Raw genomic sequence first — 17,828 nt, forward strand, 5'->3', positions numbered from 1 at the left:
GAGTTCATAACAGCGTTAAGTGTAAGGTTATTTATGATAATAAAACCCGTTATAAAGGGTGTCGTTGCCAAAAATGCGCACCCTCTTGGCTGCCAACAAGCAGTCAAACAACAAATTGAATTCGTAAAAAGTGCCCCGCAGATCAAAAATGGACCTAAGCGTGTATTGATTATTGGGGCATCTTCAGGCTTCGGCCTTGCCGCCAGAATCGCTCTCACCTTTGGCGGATCGCAGGCCGACACGATCGGTGTATCTTTTGAACGTGGTCCTAATGAGAAATCCTTAGGCAGCGCCGGCTGGTACAACAATATCTATTTTAAGCAGGAAGCCAAACGTGAAGGTCGCAAAGCGATAAACATCGTTGGCGATGCATTCTCCAAAGAAACTCGCTCACAAGTCGTTGAAGCCATTGAAACGTACTTCGAAGGCGAAGTTGATTTAATCATCTACAGCCTTGCTGCTGGTGTACGCCCTAAAGCTAATACTGACGAGTTCTGGCGCTCTGCTATTAAGCCAATCGGCCAAAGCGTCACAGGAAACACAATTTCTCTTGAAGATGACAGCTGGAACACCACCACACTGGAAGCTGCGACGGAAGAAGAAGCTGAAAGCACGCTCAAAGTCATGGGTGGTGAAGATTGGAGCCAATGGGTCGATGAACTGATTAACTCCGAATCCATTGCAGAAGGATGTAAAACCATCGCCTTCTCTTATGTGGGCCCAGAAGTAACACACCCTATTTACCTTGATGGCACTTTAGGTCGTGCGAAGATCGACCTTCATCAAGCGAGCCATGCGCTTAACCTCGAAATGGCGAACTTTAGCGGGGGCGCATACGCGACTGTTTGTAAAGCACTAGTCACCAAAGCAAGTGTCTTCATCCCGGGTTTAAGTCCTTATCTACTGGCGCTTTATCAGGTAATGAAAGAGAAAGGCACGCATGAGACGTGTATCCAGCAAATGCAACGCCTATTCAGCACTAAGCTCTATGGTCAAGATAAGGTTCCACTCGATGGTGAGCGTTTGATTCGAATGGATGACTGGGAGTTAGAGCCAGAAACTCAATCTCATGTTTCAGAGCTTCTTCAAGCAATGAACGAAACCAACTTTGCCCAAATTGGTGATTACGCAGGTTTCAAACAAGAGTTCATGCAACTCAACGGTTTTGAGTACTCAGGAATTGATTACACTCAGCCTTTAAAAACAGAAGATTTTGTAAATCTCAAGCCATAATGTCTTTGTTTCTCAGGTATGAGACTTAGATTCAGTTTTGAAAGCCTCTAGCAAATTGCTGAGGCTTTTTTATGTAACCTACCTATACTCAAATTAACAGTTTCATTACATCTCTAGGTGCATATAACATCGACAGGGAGACGAGACCACAGGAAGTGGTTCGTCTGGTGACAATGACATGGAGTCTTATGAAAAAGATCAAAACGCTCGATTTAGATATTCCCAGTGACATGAAGGTCGGATGGCAAAACATCGTAGACTTACTGGCGAACATAACGCACGTACCCGCAGCGCTAATCATGCGAGTACACCCCTCCTCAATTGAAGTTTTTTCAACCAGTAAGTCCAATGGCAATCCATACAAAGTTGGAGACTCTGAAGAGTTAGGGCACGGTCTTTACTGCGAGACGGTAATGAAGTCGAACAGGCGTTTGGTTGTTCCGGATGCGACTAAAGATCCTGCATGGAAAAATAATCCTGATGTCGAACTGGGGATGATCTCGTATTGTGGTATCCCTCTGCTTTGGCCCAATGGCGAGGTGTTCGGTACCATCTGTATTCTCGATAGCAAAGAGAACCACTACACACCAACTTACATCCAGCTACTTGAGAGCTTTAAACTATCCATCGAGTCGCAGCTCCAGACGCTCTATCAAAATGCCAAACTCTCTAAGTTGAATAAAGAGCTAAAATCTAGAGTCCATACGCGAACCCAAGATCTGGCCAGCCTCAACTACTCACTTAACCTTGAGATCGACAAACGCAAAGCCGCAGAGCAGAAGATCAATTACCAAAAGAATCACGACCTAGGCACAGGCTTTCTTAACCGTAATGCATTCGAATCTCGATTAAACCTGCGTATGTCCAATGAGCTCAAGTTAAACAACCAACCTTTTGCTGTTGTACATATAGGGTTTACCAACGGTAGACGAATTCAAGCTCGTTATGGCTATCAAGCTTTCGATGATGTGTTAGTCGAGTATCGACGCAAGCTATCGACGATTGAAGGTATCGAAGTTCTGACAGGAAGGCCCACCTCGGTGGACTTAGCCCTCGCATACACGACAGAAGGGTTACATTCGCATCTAGACACACTTTGCGAACAACTGGTTCAAGTTGGGCACTCCGAGTTTTCCATAGGCAGAGACAAAATTCATCTACACGCGTTTATCGGCTTATCTATCACCGAGAGTGAAGACAACGCTGAAACAGCCGTCAAAAAGGCCTCTGCAGCCATGTTGGCCTGTAAAGACTCAGGACAAAAGTACTGCTTTTATTCGCAAGCGTACAACGACGATCAAATCCACCTTAATAAGATTGAGGGTTATCTGCTTCAAGCGGTGCGCAATGACGACCTTATGCTCTTCTTCCAACCGAAAGTGTCACCAATGACACATAAGTGGGTTGGAGCTGAAGCACTTCTTCGCTGGCGTCACCCTGTTCTTGGTGATATTTCCAATGAAACCCTTATTCATATGGCAGAGCAAAACGGGTTGATCTTTGAAGTCGGAAACTTTGTGCTTCGCTCGGCCATAGAAAAAGCCAAAGAGTGGTCTGAGTATGTTGACGACTTTAAGATGGCGATAAATGTTTCGGCGGTACAATTAAAGAACGTTCAGTTCTATGAGCAAATCGTCCACCTGCTTGAAACCTATCACCTACCTGCTCGATTCCTTGAGCTAGAAGTGACTGAGAGTGGTTTAATTGCCGATGAGGTTATTGCTAAGAATACATTAGAATCATTGCATGACCTAGGTGTGACATTGTCACTTGATGACTTTGGTACCGGCTACGCATCCTTTGGATATCTCAAGAAGTTCCCATTTGATGCTATCAAAGTAGATAAAAGCTTTATCGACCAAATGCATAACTCAGAAGACGATACTGAAATCGTTCGCTCTATTGTTCAAATTGCCAAAAAGCTCGACCTCCAAGTAGCGATTGAAGGTATAGAGAACGAAGAACAAGAGCAGTTCATCATTCAAGAAGGTTGCGATATCGGACAGGGATATCTCTACGGTAGGCCAATGACATGCCAAGAGTTCGAGCATAACTTAGCTGACCAAAACTACCCAAACAGCAGTCGATACGCCTAATTGGATCATTTACTCACCAATCCACGCTCACATGGGAAGATTAGTGACGTAAATTACCGATACTTTGCAATTTACTCCGACTTTCCCTTTACTCTATAGGTGGTGATTTTTATAATCGCCGCCTTTCTATTTGTATCTTTCTCCAATTAAGGCATTTCTCGTTATGGATCAGTTGACTGCAAAGCTCAAAAAGCTCGAAAAACAAAACTACCGTGCATATCAACAAATCAAGGGTCAATACGACTTTGCTGACTTTGAACTTCACATCGATCACATTCAAGGTGACCCGTATGCGTCCCCTTCTCGCTTTCGCGCTACGCGCGCTTGGTCGCTGACGGGTTTAGAGTGGCTGAAAGACAAATCACACGTATATCAAATCGCCGCACGTGACTTTATTGCGCGTAGCTTTGCTGAATTTGCTAAGCAAGAATCAAGCATTTCGATCGCGTTGACTGGTCAAACGGTCCTTGATAGCACAGCGGTACTGTTCACTGAGCACGGTATCGAAATCCGTTTCCGCATTAACCTGCCAGCTGATGGTCGCAGTATTCTAGCGAAGAAAGCAAACAACATTATTACGTTCTATCTGCCTAAGTTTATTCGCCGTGCAACACTAGAACGTGAACTAGACTTTGACGCGCTGATTGAACACTGCCAAACCATCGAAGATCAAGAAGCACTTCGCTCGCAGCTTGATGAACATAACCTAGCAGCTTTCGTTTCCAACGGTAGTGTTTTGCCACGTATTGCAGGTAACTGTGACCTACCAATGAAAGATGCTGTCGCGTTTGAGGCTCCTGAATCTCTGTCTGTGACACTAAAGACACCTAATCGTGGTGAAGTAAAAGGCCTAGGTATTCCTAAAGGTATTACTCTGATTGTGGGTGGTGGCTTCCACGGTAAATCAACACTACTTAATGCCGTTGAGCGCTCTATCTACAATCACATTCCAGGCGATGGTCGTGAAGGTATTGTTACCGCGCTAGATACAATGAAGATTCGTGCAGAAGATGGTCGTTGTGTTCATAGCTTGAACCTATCGAACTACATCAACCACCTACCGATGCAGAAAGACACTTCAGACTTTACGACTCAAGATGCTTCTGGTTCAACATCTCAAGCAGCATGGTTACAAGAGTCTATTGAAGCAGGCGTACAAACGCTATTGATCGATGAAGATACCTCTGCAACCAACTTTATGATCCGCGATGAGCGTATGCAGGCGTTAGTTGCGAAAGGTGACGAGCCAATTACGCCACTTGTTGATCGTATTGGTCAGCTGCGTAATGAAATGAACGTTTCTACCATTGTTGTTATGGGTGGTTCTGGTGATTATCTGGACGTTGCAGACACGGTTATCCAAATGCATGACTACCAAGCAGTAAATGTGACTGAAAAAGCGAAAGAAGTGATTGCGCAACACCCTACCCAACGTCACAACGAGTGTGAAACCGCACTTGAAATGTTCGTACCACGCTCACTAAACCGTGCATCCCTGATGAATATTCTGTCTGATGGCAAATTCCGAGTGAACGCGAAAGGCAAAGATTCGCTGCGCTTTGGTAAAGAGTTCACCGATTTATCAGCACTTGAACAACTAGAGTCTGCATCAGAAGTTAACGCGATTGGTTGGGCATGGTTCCAGTTTGCACAGTTGCCAGGTTGGTCAAACAACCCAGCGAAAGAGTTTAACGCTATGCTGGATAAAGACTGGCACGCGAACATGCCGAACTACGGTGATCTAGCGAAGCCAAGAACTCTCGATATCATGGCTGCTTTGAACCGTATGCGTAAGTCTCAGTTCAAGCCATCTAATTAATTCGCTAACTGGCAGACCGATTCAGTGATTTTTAATCACTAAGCTCAATAAAAAATAGTGCGTTGAACGCACTATTTTTTTATCTATAAGCTATTGACGATTAATGTCTCAGGACATTCCACGCTTCACACAAGACTCGAAACTGCTCGCTATTCCCATCTTCTCTATCAGGGTGCCAACGTAATGCGAGTTTTCTCCATCGCTTGCGAATTTCAGCTGGTGACGCATCCATTGGTAATTCAAACAACGAGAGCGCTTTGCCTCTGTCCATGTCTCCAATATCTTCTCCACCGACAAACTTACGATAGCGAGTCCAAAACTCATTCAATAGTCTTTTCACCTCACCTTCATCGGCTTCGTAATTTTCCCAATGCACGTAATAATCTCGTAAAGGATCTTCTGGATCGATTGCATGTCCATTGGCGTAATAGCGGCCATGCATCAGTTCAATATCCATCGCCTGTACCTGTAACCAGCTCTCAGGGAACAAAGTCTCTTGTAATTGATACAAAGCGTTCATGATTAAGAAGTTCTTCTTAAACAGATCCTTTTCTGGTTTCGGGTCCAAGATAGGAACTAAACCGAGATCGTTAAGATGCGTCGCAAGCGTATGAACCTTCCAGCCCCGAGGTTGCTTCTTCAGTACCTCCATGATCGGCCAAAGCAATGGATTTTCCATGTGAGTCTGAAAAGGTGCACTCACGTCTTGTTGTTCTAACATAGTATGGAGCCAGTTTTATAATGCAGATTGGTTCATATATACATTGAAAGCCATCATTGCTGATTTGTCGAGACTTTAACCAAAAGTTTCAACGATTGAGCCCAATAATACTCAATCAATAACTCTTTGAAATTGAACTGCTAGTCAAAAAGTTAGCCGTCATTGAAATACAAAAAAGCCAGCGAAATGCTGGCTTTAAACTTGTTATGGAATCAGGCTTGCTTAGATAACACCTAGCTCGCGTAGACGTTCCATTAGGTATTCATTCGCTGTGTACTTCTCAGACAACACCACTTCTGGTTTAGGGTGTAGGAAAAGAGGCAATGAAATACGAGACTTCTCTTGGCGCTCACCTGTTGGGTTAATTACACGGTGCGTTGTCGATGGGAAGTAACCACCTGATGCTTCTTGAAGCATGTCACCGATATTAATGATCAGGTTACCGAAATCACAAGGCACGTCTAGCCATTGGTCGTCTTTAGTTTTCACTTGTAAACCAGGCTCGTTCGCAGCAGGAAGAACCGTTAGTAGGTTGATGTCTTCATGAGCAGCAGCGCGGATTGCGCCTGGCTCTTCATCCCCCTGCATTGGTGGGTAATGTAGAACACGAAGCAGAGTCTGCTCGCTACCGTTAATCATTTCAGATAGTGCTACAGAGAACTTCTCTTGTACTTCTTTTGGAGCGTGAGCTTCAACCCAACCCAATAGCTCTTGAGCAAATGCGTTTGCGCGCGCATAGTAATCTAAGATCTGCTCTTTTAACTGCTCAGGGATTTGACCCCAAGGGTAAACGTGAAAATACTCTTTAATGTCTTTAACGCTGTGTCCTTTAGCGACTTCTGAGACAGAAGGTGGAAAGTATCCGTCTTGTGTATCAACATTAAACTGAAAATCGTTCTTCTCTTCTGTCATGAAGAATTGGTACCAATTTTCATAGATAGATTCTACGAGTTCTTTAGGGATCGGGTGGTTCTTTAGAACACCGAAGCCGGTTTCACGTAGTGAGCGAACAAATTGCTCTGCTGCATCGTCAGCAAGATAATCGACAGTTTCCAGTTTCATGGCTTTCTTTCTAGTTATGTATGTAGTGAACGGGGATTTTAGGGGGCGCTTTGTCGTAAATCAAACTTTTGTGAAACTCTAGCAATCGTTTGTCTAGATACTGGGCGTTAACCCACTTTTTCAACATATTTTGTAAAGTGAAAATCAATTGTACAGTGTTCAATATTATGACAACATACTCAATTATTGACGAGGACCACTTATGACCACCACGACTGAACCTTTGCCCACTGCTCTGAGCCGTAATCGCTCCCTCTTAATACTGTCTGCAGCCTATCTAGCCGTTTTTCTATTTTCTGCAATTGAGCCCTCATCAAGAGCAGTCTGGATAGCAGAGATTATTCCAGCCATTGGCATTTTGGCGGGTATCTGGTGGTTTTCACGCAAGCTAACCTTCTCAAACACTGCATATGTTTTGATGTTTATCTGGTTAGCTCTTCATACGATCGGTGCCAAATACACCTTCGCAGAAGTACCTTTTGATTGGTTTAATACATTGATCGGATCTGAGCGTAATAACTTCGACCGTGTTGCTCACTTCTCTATAGGGCTATACGCCTACCCGCTAGCTGAATACCTGATTCGCAAGAAGCTATCGTCACCGATTATTGCAGTTTGGTTCTCGCTATTTGCGATCATGAGTGTGGCAGCCGGTTATGAAATCATTGAGTGGTGGTACGCGGAATTGGCTGGTGGCGATGAAGGCATCGCATTTTTAGGCTCGCAAGGTGACATTTGGGACGCTCAAAAAGACATGCTGTGTGACACATCAGGCGCTATCGTTGCGCTGATAATCATGAAGCTACAAGGCCGAATAAGTAAACCAAAAGCATAGACGTCATCAAACAGGCTTTGATAATTCAAACTAAAACAAAGGAGCACTACATAGTGCTCCTTTGTGCTTTCTATCTCTTACTTCATAGTGACCTTTCCGCCTATCATCTTAAACGCAGGCGTTCCTCTCACTAACGTATCTCTGGCGAATTCAATCTGACAGCCAGGACAATGGCATGGCGTCGTTGTGTAGTCTTCAACGATTCTCTCTTTAAAGCATTTTACCAACGCTCCTTTGCCACCTTTTCGGTACTTGAAGAGTTGCGTCTTACACTTAGCACAGAATATCTGAACCGTTTTGCTTGGTTGTTTCTTGTTAGGTTTAGCCATAAATGATTGGGATTAACTGTTTTTAGGAGCAAAGATGACTGCCGCGATGCCGACAAAGATAATGCCAGATGCAACAACAAACTGCAGTGTGATAGGTTCGGATAAAAATACAACACCACCGAGAGTCGCAATGATGGGCACGCTTAACTGCGCCACCGATGCCGTCAATGTATTGAGTTTTTTCACCATTTGATACCAGAGCGTGTAGCCCATTGCAGAAGCAAAAACACCAGACAATAGAGCATAAGTGACGCCAGAGCTATCCATAAACATCGAGTCAGACATTACTTCATTGAATGAAACAAGGATAAGCAGCACAAGAGATGCTAGCCCTGCATAGCTAAAGTTGATCATGGTAGCGTGCAGCGGATCATTCACTTTACGCCCAGCCAAGGTATAACACCCCCAACCTATGCCTGCCAACATCATAAGCAGTGCCGCTTTAAAGTCCAAAGCGTGTTGTTGGTTATCAGGCCAAAGCAGTATAACTAAACCGCTAATTGCAATCGCACAACCAACCCACTCTAGTAACGACATGCCTCTCGCTTGAATCAAGTGCGCCACCACCATCGTCAATTGAACCATCACAAACAAGATTAAGGCGCCTAAACCAGCTCCGAGCGCGACATACGCATAAGAAAAACCAAACATATAGACGAGCAAAGCGCCAATTGAAATTGGATTGCCCTTCCATTTCGATGACTGATTATGTTCTCCACCAGCAAGTTGCTGTTTTGAGCGATTCACAGCCCAGTAAATGAGTATTAAGGTGATTGCACCGGAGACAATACGAATCAAGGAGAAGCTCAAAGGATCGATACTATTGTCCGCAAGCGCCCATCGACACAGTACGGAGTTCGCTGCAAAAGCAATGAGTGTAACGAGCGTTAGAAAAACAGTAGACATAATGTGCCTTTAACTAAGGTCCGGCTTATTCCAAACCTGACTAAAATCGAACCAACCTAACGCATTACACTTGGCATTTTGTAAGGTTCCGCACTGATCTTTGTTCACACCTAACCAGCAGTGAAACATGGGGATCAATTGATTGCTATGAACCAGTTTCTTGCCAAGCTGACGAGCTGGGAATGTTTCATATTCACCGGCACGCCACTGTTCAACCATGGTGCACCACTGATCAAATTCATCCAACGGGCTCGACTCTTCAATAAAGCTATAATCCATTAGCCAACCAACCAGTGCATCATCGCGATTGTTGGCGATTCCCATCGGGTTAATCCAAATATCGACATCATCTGCGTGTGGCGGATCCATGTCGTAACCAAACAGCTCAACTCCAACACCATATTGTTTTAGCACGGCTTCAATAGCGTGTGCCAATGTTGGAAACATCGGATGTTGGCGCTGAAAGGCAATCTTAATTACTGGCTTTGTTGAAGACTGCGGACAAACAGGAGGAGCGAGTTTTACATCGTACCAACCCGGCTTGAGCCCATATGCGTGTAGGACGCCAAGATCAATGACTGTCTCTTTGGGAATATGAGTAAACAGGTCAGCAGCATTTAACGCGTTAGAAAGAAACTCCGCCCAGAGTGGATTTTTAGCAATGCCCTTCTGACGGTTAAGCAATAAATACGTGCAGCCTGGATCCAACTCAACCTCATCACTATCACCGCGATCAGCCATCACAGGCTTTGAGAGGCTTGGATAGACCATTGAAGAGTAAGCTTCATCGACTACCCAGACTTCCACTCTATCTATCAGTGGTCGGAACCCAAAATATCCATCAAAGGCATGAAGGATCAATTGTTGATCATCGTTCTTTTCAACGCGATAAGGTCCGGTACCAATCGGACGAATATCATAATCATCGCCACGCAAACTTACGGGCAAGGTGACTTTGGCAATCGACTCGGTCAGAGCTAGAGGAAAATACTTATCTGGACGAGTCAGGTAGACATCAACCACACAGTTAGCGGGAGATTCCACGCGCTTGATATGCGAGAACATGTTTAAGCTCTCTAAGGAATCGAGTGTCTCAACGATATGGCTGGTTTGAAGCAACTCTCCATTATGAAAACGAACACCCGGACGGATGAAGAAACGCCAATGGTCGTCTTGAACCTTCTGCCACGAATGAGCTAGGTCCGGTTGAAGCTGGTCGTTATCATCCAGCCTTGTTAAACCGCTGAACACCTGACGCGCAATGTGTTGCTCTGAACGACGCATAGATTTCGCAGGGTTAAGCATCGACAGAGGGCGATAATACGGTAGACGAATCACCTGCTCGCCTTCTTGATATTGCACACCTAAATAGTTCTGTATCACTTGGGTGAGCTTGGCCGCATCTCTATCTAGCACATTCAGTGCTTGTCCGATTTTCCCGTCTTCAAGATAACGACGAGCAAGGGTTTCACTCACATCGTTTCTGTTCTGTTTGAAGATCAGCTTGGACTGTTTTCCCCTACCCGCAGCAGGTTGCCACTCAATCCAGTTCTCTTCTTCGAGCTTGTTCAGAACCATACGCGCATTACGACGCGTACAACAAAGTACGTCGGTAATGTCATCTAATTGGACTTCTGAGTCTTTACCGTCAAAGTACTCAAACAAGGTTTCAAACTGGACTCGTAATCTTGGGCTGCTCATAAAGAGGAAATATCAACTAATTAGAATTGGTTTCAGTTTCCTTATTTTAGTAACTGAAATCAACAAATACCTAATGAATTTACAAGGTATTGTCTTAAACGTTATGTATTAAAAAGGAGCTCAATTGAGAGCCCCTTAAATGTCTTATCAGTGAGTTATCAAGAAATATTGAAGATACTTAAAGAATATCGCAGCCAATTTCATTTGCGATATCTCTTAACTGCTGTTCATCGTCTAACTTAATCGACCACTTACACTCCGATCCATTGGCAGAGACGACATTTGCCCCTTTTCCGATCAATTGAATCGCATCAACTTGCGCTTGCAATGTAACGCGGTGCTCTCCGTCTAATCGAACAACTAGCTCATGAGGTGTGGCAATGATCTTTCCACCACTGAATGTAATAACCATAAATACTCTAATTAACTTAAGTGACTAACGTTTGTGTTTTTTCACTGCAATGGTTAAGCGACTAGAGCAGACCAAACGCTCACGCTCATCGGTAATATTAATCTGCCAAACCTGAGTCGAAGCGCCTAAGTGAATCGGCTCTGCCTTACCAATTACATGACCTTCACGCATTGAACGCACGTGGTTGGCATTGATATCTAATCCAACACAGAAATACCCATCTGATACACAGAAATTCGCGGCCAAAGAACCCAAAGTTTCAGCTAAAACAACCGATGCGCCCCCGTGAAGCATACCAAGCGGCTGATGAGTAAAATGACAAACGGGCATGGTAGCAACCAAAGATTTGTCGTTCACCTCTGTGTATACGATATTGAGGTGCTCGATTAAGGTATTCTTAGATGTCGCGTTGATGATGTCGAGGTCTATGGGCTTTTTCCAGATAGACATATCATGTTCCTATTCATTGTTATAATTATGGGTAAGTCGTGATTGTTATCGCTCAGCTATTAGCTATCACGCAAGTTGATGTTAACATGCATAAAAACGGCAATACACAGAGGATAATGTATGACGTCATGGATGAAGTTCGCTTCACTTCTTACTCTTGCTGGTATCACAGCATGTAGCTCTTCTCCTACAGGGCGAAACCAGATCTTGCTGTTCTCAGACCAAGATATGTCGCAACTCGGTGCTCAATCATTTGAGCAGATGAAGCAACAGCAAAAAATCAGTCAAGATGCCAAAACAAACGCTTACGTTCAGTGCGTGACCAACAGCATCACCAAACATATTCCTAAACAAGGCTTTGACGAGTGGGAAGTCGTTGTTTTCGAAAGTGACCAAGTTAACGCATTCGCTCTTCCAGGGGGAAAAATCGGCGTATACACAGGTCTATTAAAGGTTGCTGTTAATCAGGATCAACTCGCAACAGTGATTGGCCATGAGATCGCACACGTCATCGCCGACCATAGTAATGAACGTCTTTCTCAAACACAACTTGCCAACACAGGGTTGTCGATAACCAGTGCCGCCCTTGGTGCTTCCGAATACGCTCAATATCAAGGGATGACTATGGCAGCGCTCGGTTTAGGAGTTCAATACGGTGTGATTCTTCCTTACGGACGAACCCAAGAGTCAGAAGCTGACATTGTGGGTTTGAGATACATGGCAGATGCTGGCTTCGATCCCAACCAAAGTGTGAATTTATGGCAGAACATGGCTAAGGCGTCGGGCGGAAACCAACCTCCAGAGTTACTCTCTACTCACCCTTCGCACAGCACTCGTATTCAAGATCTCCGTGCGACAATCACCACTTTACCTCAATCTAATGTGCAGAGACCAAACTGTAAGGTCTAAAAACGAGCTTTGAAATAACGCAAAAGCCCTAAGTTTTGCAACCTAGGGCTTTTCTATTGGAGTACTAAGGCAAGCAGTTTACGCGATTAGGTACCTAGAATTTGCAACGGTAAACTCAGTAGTTGATCGCCTGTTGATGCAAAATACCAAATAACACCAATTAGCCCACTTACCAACCCCACATACCAAACCGCTGAAATGATCTGACCATAGCGATCAAGCGGTAGTAAATGACTGTGATGACGCCCTCGCCATTCAATCAAAATTTCTATACTCCCCATAATCAACAAGAACCCAAACAAGGTTAAGTTAAGTTGATAGCTCAGTATCACACCACCAACGGCTGCAGCAGCACACAAAATAATGCCCAATATACTGTTCATCGAAAAGCTGATGCTTTTAAGCACGTGGCCGCCATCGAGAGGCAAGATTGGTAGCAGGTTGAATAAGTTGAGTAGAGCATTGAACACGGCGAGACCCGCGAAGAACATCTCTCCTGTCACCCAATACAACACCGTAAAAATCAGGGATAAAATCAGACCAAAGAACGGCCCCATAATGGAGATAACCACATCTTGCCAACGCGTGTTGATCTTCTCATCAGACAACGCGAGACCACCTAAAAATGGGATCAGGTAGATTCCTTTTGTTTTCATACCAAAGTATTTCATCGCACGAATATGGCCGTATTCATGAAACATAAGGCACGCTATTAATGCCAAGGCAAATTGAATTGAGAAAAGCCAAGAGTACGCCGCTAAACTTGCGGAAGCCAAAACCACTTTGATCAACTTGGCGCTCTTTAGGGCTTTCATACCTAGAGAAACTAAACCAATCAGACTAAAACGCTTTTCTGCCTTAGGTGCAATTTCTGGTACTTGCTGTTCAATGTCTTTGGTATTGCGAGCGCCTTGGCTAACCACCTCATCATTCACCGTAGCGCGATATTCCATATCAAACGGTTGCCATTGGACTTTAACATCCAACTGGCAAGTCAGAACTTGCTCACCGGCTTGAAGCTGAAATTGATGCGTACGTGAATCTTCCGCTTCTGATGTTGCATCAAGTTGAGAGACCAAGGTGTTATTCCAAAACAACTGTTGCCAACCGGCCATCGAGCCTTCTAGACGAAGCGTTTTCCCGAGGAAATCTACTGCGAGTAACTGCAATTTGTTATCCAAAATTAATGATTAAACAAGTGGTGCGTATTATGCCCAGTTCAGCGATTCCGGTAAACAGATTCAGATATGTTAAAAAATATACAATTTCTTTCTTATCGTTCAGTTAATGCTCAAAAACACTCTGGTCACACCTCTTACCTTGGATAATGCATTGATAGTATTTATATAATCAATGTTAGAGTCCCGCATCTAATAAATATAACTTCACAAAATATTTGTTCTTCCTTTGACTTTTCGTAAAACATAACCTTAACATATGCTTAACATTTAGCATGGTCGCTCATGTTTGTTTTCACGTAATAAGAAAGAAATAAATGCCCTAGGAGGGTTTAAATGAAAACAGTACAACGCTCTCTCGTTTCACTGTCAGTGCTGGTCGCTTGTAACTCTTTAGCTGCCGGATTCCAAGTTGCAGAACACTCAGCATCAGGTTTGGGACGTTCATTTTCAGGCGAAGGTGCCGTGGCAGATAACGCCAGCGTATTAGCACGTAACCCTGCCGCCATGACCCTTTTTGATAAAGCACAATTTTCAGGCGCAGTGTCTATCGTTGATCCGGAAGTTAATGTTACTCAAACCAAGATCAACGATACCGATTTCAATCAAGAGTCATCTGACGTCGCTCCTTTACAAATCGTACCCGCTGCATACTACATCAGTCCTATCAACGATAGCTGGGCTTGGGGTATTGGCATGTTCACAACATATGGCGTTGCCACTGACTACCCAGACGACATTTATGCCGGTGATCTAGCTGGCGACACGTCTCTAATTTCGGTAAACCTAAACCCAAACATCGCTTATAGGGTAAATGAAAGCTTTAGCGTGGGCGCAGGTATTAATTTTGTCTATGCAGAAGCTGAGTTAAACAGACACAAAGGGAGCCTGCCAGTTGGTGGTTCTGCAAGTGACAAACTTATTTCAATGACAGGAGAAACATTCGGTGTCGGCTGGAATGTAGGTGCTCTTTACGAATTGAATGAAAACAACCGTTTCGGCTTTGGCTACCGTTCTTCAGTTAATCTAGATTTCGACGACGGCGAGTTTACAGATTACACAGGATTGCGCATGTCTAACGGCCAACCAGGAAAAACGACAGGCCGCCTAGAAATTGAACTACCTGACATCATCGAACTATCCGCATTCCACCAGCTGAATGATAGCTGGGCTGTCCATTATGGGTGGCAAATGACTAAATGGAGCAAGTTTGAAGAGTTAAAAGCCACAAGCCCTGATTGTGCAAATAATGTGTGTTTCCTTAAAACTGAACATTATGACGATAATCAAAGATGGTCTGTTGGTGCAACATACACATTGAATAGTGATTGGACGTTGAGAGCAGGTCTTGCTTATGACGAACAAGCTGGTGAAGCAACACTAAGTATTCCTGACAGTGATCGTTATTGGTACTCAGCAGGTATAACTTATTCTGTTTCAGAGAATATGACCGTCGATGCAGCATTTGCTTTAGTACAAAGTAAAAGTGGTTCGTTCACAGAAACTGACGCAGCCGGAGACAAGCTGACATTTGACGCTGAAGGTGTAGCTTACCTTTCTGCCATCCAACTCAATTATGCATTCAACTAATCCCCGGGAATAATTATATGAATAACAAATTTACTTTATCTCTCGTTTGCTCTGCGCTACTTCTGGCAGGCTGTGGGGACAATACTGAAAGCTCTGGTTCTATCTACTCAGACGCAATTGAACAATCATTAGCGCGCAGCTCAACAGTCAGTTTTACACTTCTTGGCAGCGACGCAGATATCCCTCTGCCTTCATTTTTCCTGTTCGATACGAATGACCATACGTTGAATATTCCGTTGGATGCAAACTCAACGGGTTTGCTAAATGATCCAGTAGTTGCGATGGGAGAAGCTGATGGTTGGAGTACCATCATGCCATTCACAATCAACACCAACTTGCCTAGCGGGCGTACACTTAAAAATGATGTTCAGATGATGGGCACAACCCCTTTCAGTCCCCATCTTAACAGCGGTGTAAAAGTAGCTAAGGTTGATGTCGACCTTGCAAGTGGTGTTATGAGTAACTTTACACCATTAACTGCAGGAGTTGACTACCTTGTTGTTTCAACAGACTTGAAAACAATACAGGTTCTCCCACTAAATGGGCTCGATCCAAACTCAGATTATATTTATGCCCTGACCGACTCGATCGTTGATAGCCAAGATGAACCTCTCGGTACATCTAAATCCTATGCTTCTCTGAAAACAACTGATATTGATCAAGCCGGTTCACTAGATTTGCCTCAGAAGATTATCCATCAAGTCGAAGCTTTGTTTGCAGGTCATGGTAGCGTGGCAAGTACCGATGAAATTATATATTCATCTTGGTTTACGACAGCTTCCGCTGGTAACGTAATGAACGGCACGAAGGCGGCTATTGCACAAACTCTTTCTCCGACGGTATCACCTTCTGATGTATGGAAAAATTTAGCTAACCCTAACAACATTGCAGAAGCTGATTTAAACAGCCTTTATACGTTTAATGTTTCGGGAGCCGCGCAAGACTTTGCTACGGCAGTTCAAAATGACGCTGTCTTCAAAAGTGCATTTGGTGACGCAACTGCAACCCAGTTAGCCACTGCATACAATACCCTATACGCTAGTCCGGCAAATGCCTCGATCCAAGTATATAGAGGCACTGTCGAGCTGCCGTACTTTCTATCCGACTCTCTTACAGATGATTCATGGAAGAAGTCTCCATGGCGAAGCGCTATGCCAAGTGTACTTACTATACTGAGTACTCTTAGCTCCGGTAGCGACGAGGATAAAGTTGCGATAGCAACTCAATTAGCGGTTCTCGGTATTACCGATCCTGCGACACAGTTGTACGATCCAAACTACCAAAAACTACTTATTGGCGAAAAACTAGAGCTAGCGAATGGGCAGCAACTCGATAGCGCTCGTATAATGACAAAGTACAGTGCCGTGCCACAAATTCGCGCGGTTAAATCTGTACCTTTCATGATGTTTGTACCAGAAGGTTTAGCTATTGATAGCAACTTGCCGATACTGCAATACCAACACGGCATAACGAACATCAAAGAAAGCTCATATGCTTTTGCAATGCAGCACATTGGCGGTGCATTAACGGGAACAGCTCCTTATAAACCCTATGCAATTATAGCAATTGACCAACCACTTCATGGCCAACGAGCTCTAAGCGCCGACGTTGTAACAACACCTACGACTCCAACGGTATATATGAACCTAGAATATCTACCGGTTGCGCGTGATAACATTCGTCAAAGTGCAATTGACGGTTTGGGTGTTCGTTTTGCTCTTAACACAGCTTCAGATGCTGCATTCAGCAATCTAGATAAGACGAATGTATCGCTATTTGGTCATTCAATTGGTGCAATCACTGGTATTAGTTCATACACCATTGGTAACACTCAATTAGATACCAATATCGATTCTTTATTTAGCTACACAAGTGCAACACTAGCCAACCCAGGCGGAGGTATCGCTCCTTTCTTATTGAACTCTGGTTCTTTTTCTCCAGAGATCAAACATACTGTTTCATTGTCTAGCGTTACAGAATATCAAACGCAATACGTAACAGAGTGTATTCCAGAAAATACAGGTGGTGGCGATTGTTTCACAGCATATTACGATGAACTTAGCTTAGACAGTGCAACAGATACTCAGAAAGCAGTCAAAGCAAAGATTGATGGAACGTTAACATCATTCACATATGCAGCTCAAACCGTGCTAGATAACGTTGATCCTATCAATATTGCGTCCTCAACAACTGGACCAATTTTGGGTATACAAGCACACGAAGATCAAACTATCCCTAATTTGGTTTCTGGATTTTCTGCCGGAACAGAACCGCTATTCAAAAAGCTGGGCTTAGTTAATACGGCTCTCGATGCCTCAGGCACTCAAGTTGCTTCGTATTTTGATGAGAACTCCAAAGCAGAGCATTCAACCGTGATAACTCCGCAAAACGCGAGTGATTCTGCGGCAAATACTGAGATGACCTCTCAAATCGTTCAATTCACTCTTACAAACGGGAATGCGCTGAGTAACTTAAACGTGGATGCAAGTCTACTAGATGCGAGTAAGAACCCTTAATCATCCTTAATTAAAACCCCAAAATGCCAGCCTAACCGCTGGCATTTTTATTTGGTACTCTCCTACTTCGT

At 44.0% G+C, this 17,828-nt stretch carries 15 protein-coding genes; 7 read left to right on the forward strand and 8 right to left on the reverse strand.

The window, feature by feature from the left end; all coding sequences use genetic code 11:
- Positions 1-33: 33 nt before the first annotated feature.
- The 3 genes from fabV (at position 34) to KI743_RS02315 (ending at position 5,148) form a co-directional block, all read left to right on the forward strand.
- Complete coding sequence (gene fabV / locus KI743_RS02305) at positions 34-1,233, forward strand: enoyl-ACP reductase FabV (protein ID WP_285464655.1); 1,200 nt, start codon at positions 34-36, stop codon at positions 1,231-1,233.
- Positions 1,234-1,421: 188 nt separating this feature from the next.
- A complete protein-coding gene (locus KI743_RS02310; protein WP_285464656.1) occupies positions 1,422-3,329 on the forward strand; it encodes a GGDEF and EAL domain-containing protein in 1,908 nt (635 codons plus the stop codon).
- 163 nt (positions 3,330-3,492) lie between these two features.
- Positions 3,493-5,148 carry an ABC-ATPase domain-containing protein gene (locus KI743_RS02315; protein WP_285464659.1) on the forward strand — a complete coding sequence of 552 codons (1,656 nt, stop codon included), beginning with the start codon at positions 3,493-3,495 and terminating at the stop codon, positions 5,146-5,148.
- Between the two features lie 100 nt (positions 5,149-5,248).
- Here the strand turns inward: KI743_RS02315 and KI743_RS02320 are convergent, their stop codons facing one another.
- Both KI743_RS02320 and KI743_RS02325 read right to left on the reverse strand, forming a co-directional pair.
- Entirely contained in the window at positions 5,249-5,869 is a 621-nt protein-coding gene (locus KI743_RS02320; RefSeq protein ID WP_285464660.1) for a DNA-J related domain-containing protein, read from the reverse strand.
- Positions 5,870-6,091: 222 nt separating this feature from the next.
- Complete coding sequence (locus KI743_RS02325) at positions 6,092-6,931, reverse strand: isopenicillin N synthase family oxygenase (protein WP_032552564.1); 840 nt, start codon at positions 6,929-6,931, stop codon at positions 6,092-6,094.
- A 202-nt stretch (positions 6,932-7,133) separates the two neighbouring features.
- Between KI743_RS02325 and KI743_RS02330 the strand changes: the two genes are divergently transcribed.
- On the forward strand, positions 7,134-7,766 hold the full coding sequence (locus KI743_RS02330; protein WP_285464661.1) for a DUF2238 domain-containing protein: 633 nt from the start codon (positions 7,134-7,136) through the stop codon (positions 7,764-7,766).
- 77 nt (positions 7,767-7,843) lie between these two features.
- Here KI743_RS02330 and KI743_RS02335 read toward each other — a convergent pair whose 3' ends face one another.
- From KI743_RS02335 to KI743_RS02355, 5 genes are all read right to left on the reverse strand, one after another.
- Positions 7,844-8,095: a hypothetical protein gene (locus KI743_RS02335; protein ID WP_084181904.1), complete on the reverse strand. Its 252-nt coding sequence runs from the start codon at positions 8,093-8,095 to the stop codon at positions 7,844-7,846.
- A gap of 12 nt (positions 8,096-8,107) precedes the next feature.
- Positions 8,108-9,001: a DMT family transporter gene (locus KI743_RS02340; RefSeq protein ID WP_285464662.1), complete on the reverse strand. Its 894-nt coding sequence runs from the start codon at positions 8,999-9,001 to the stop codon at positions 8,108-8,110.
- A gap of 9 nt (positions 9,002-9,010) precedes the next feature.
- Positions 9,011-10,702 (reverse strand): SgrR family transcriptional regulator, encoded by a 1,692-nt coding sequence (locus tag KI743_RS02345; RefSeq protein ID WP_285464663.1) that lies wholly within the window; start codon positions 10,700-10,702, stop codon positions 9,011-9,013.
- 178 nt (positions 10,703-10,880) lie between these two features.
- A complete protein-coding gene (locus KI743_RS02350) occupies positions 10,881-11,114 on the reverse strand; it encodes a DUF3389 domain-containing protein (RefSeq protein ID WP_032552568.1) in 234 nt (77 codons plus the stop codon).
- A gap of 24 nt (positions 11,115-11,138) precedes the next feature.
- Positions 11,139-11,564: a hotdog fold thioesterase gene (locus KI743_RS02355; protein WP_285464664.1), complete on the reverse strand. Its 426-nt coding sequence runs from the start codon at positions 11,562-11,564 to the stop codon at positions 11,139-11,141.
- A gap of 120 nt (positions 11,565-11,684) precedes the next feature.
- Between KI743_RS02355 and KI743_RS02360 the strand changes: the two genes are divergently transcribed.
- Positions 11,685-12,473 carry a M48 family metallopeptidase gene (locus tag KI743_RS02360; RefSeq protein WP_150896423.1) on the forward strand — a complete coding sequence of 263 codons (789 nt, stop codon included), beginning with the start codon at positions 11,685-11,687 and terminating at the stop codon, positions 12,471-12,473.
- An 86-nt stretch (positions 12,474-12,559) separates the two neighbouring features.
- Here KI743_RS02360 and KI743_RS02365 read toward each other — a convergent pair whose 3' ends face one another.
- A complete protein-coding gene (locus KI743_RS02365; protein ID WP_285464665.1) occupies positions 12,560-13,642 on the reverse strand; it encodes a site-2 protease family protein in 1,083 nt (360 codons plus the stop codon).
- A 345-nt stretch (positions 13,643-13,987) separates the two neighbouring features.
- Here KI743_RS02365 and KI743_RS02370 point away from each other — a divergent pair, with 345 nt between their 5' ends.
- On the forward strand, positions 13,988-15,241 hold the full coding sequence (locus KI743_RS02370; RefSeq protein ID WP_285464666.1) for a porin: 1,254 nt from the start codon (positions 13,988-13,990) through the stop codon (positions 15,239-15,241).
- Positions 15,242-15,258: 17 nt separating this feature from the next.
- The gene (locus tag KI743_RS02375; protein ID WP_285464667.1) at positions 15,259-17,757 is read left to right on the forward strand and encodes a VolA/Pla-1 family phospholipase; all 2,499 of its coding nucleotides are present in this window, start codon (positions 15,259-15,261) and stop codon (positions 17,755-17,757) included.
- The last annotated feature ends 71 nt before the right edge of the window (positions 17,758-17,828 follow it).

The organism is Vibrio sp. D420a (assembly GCF_030248625.1).
GTDB classification, from domain to species: Bacteria; Pseudomonadota; Gammaproteobacteria; order Enterobacterales; family Vibrionaceae; genus Vibrio; species Vibrio fortis_A.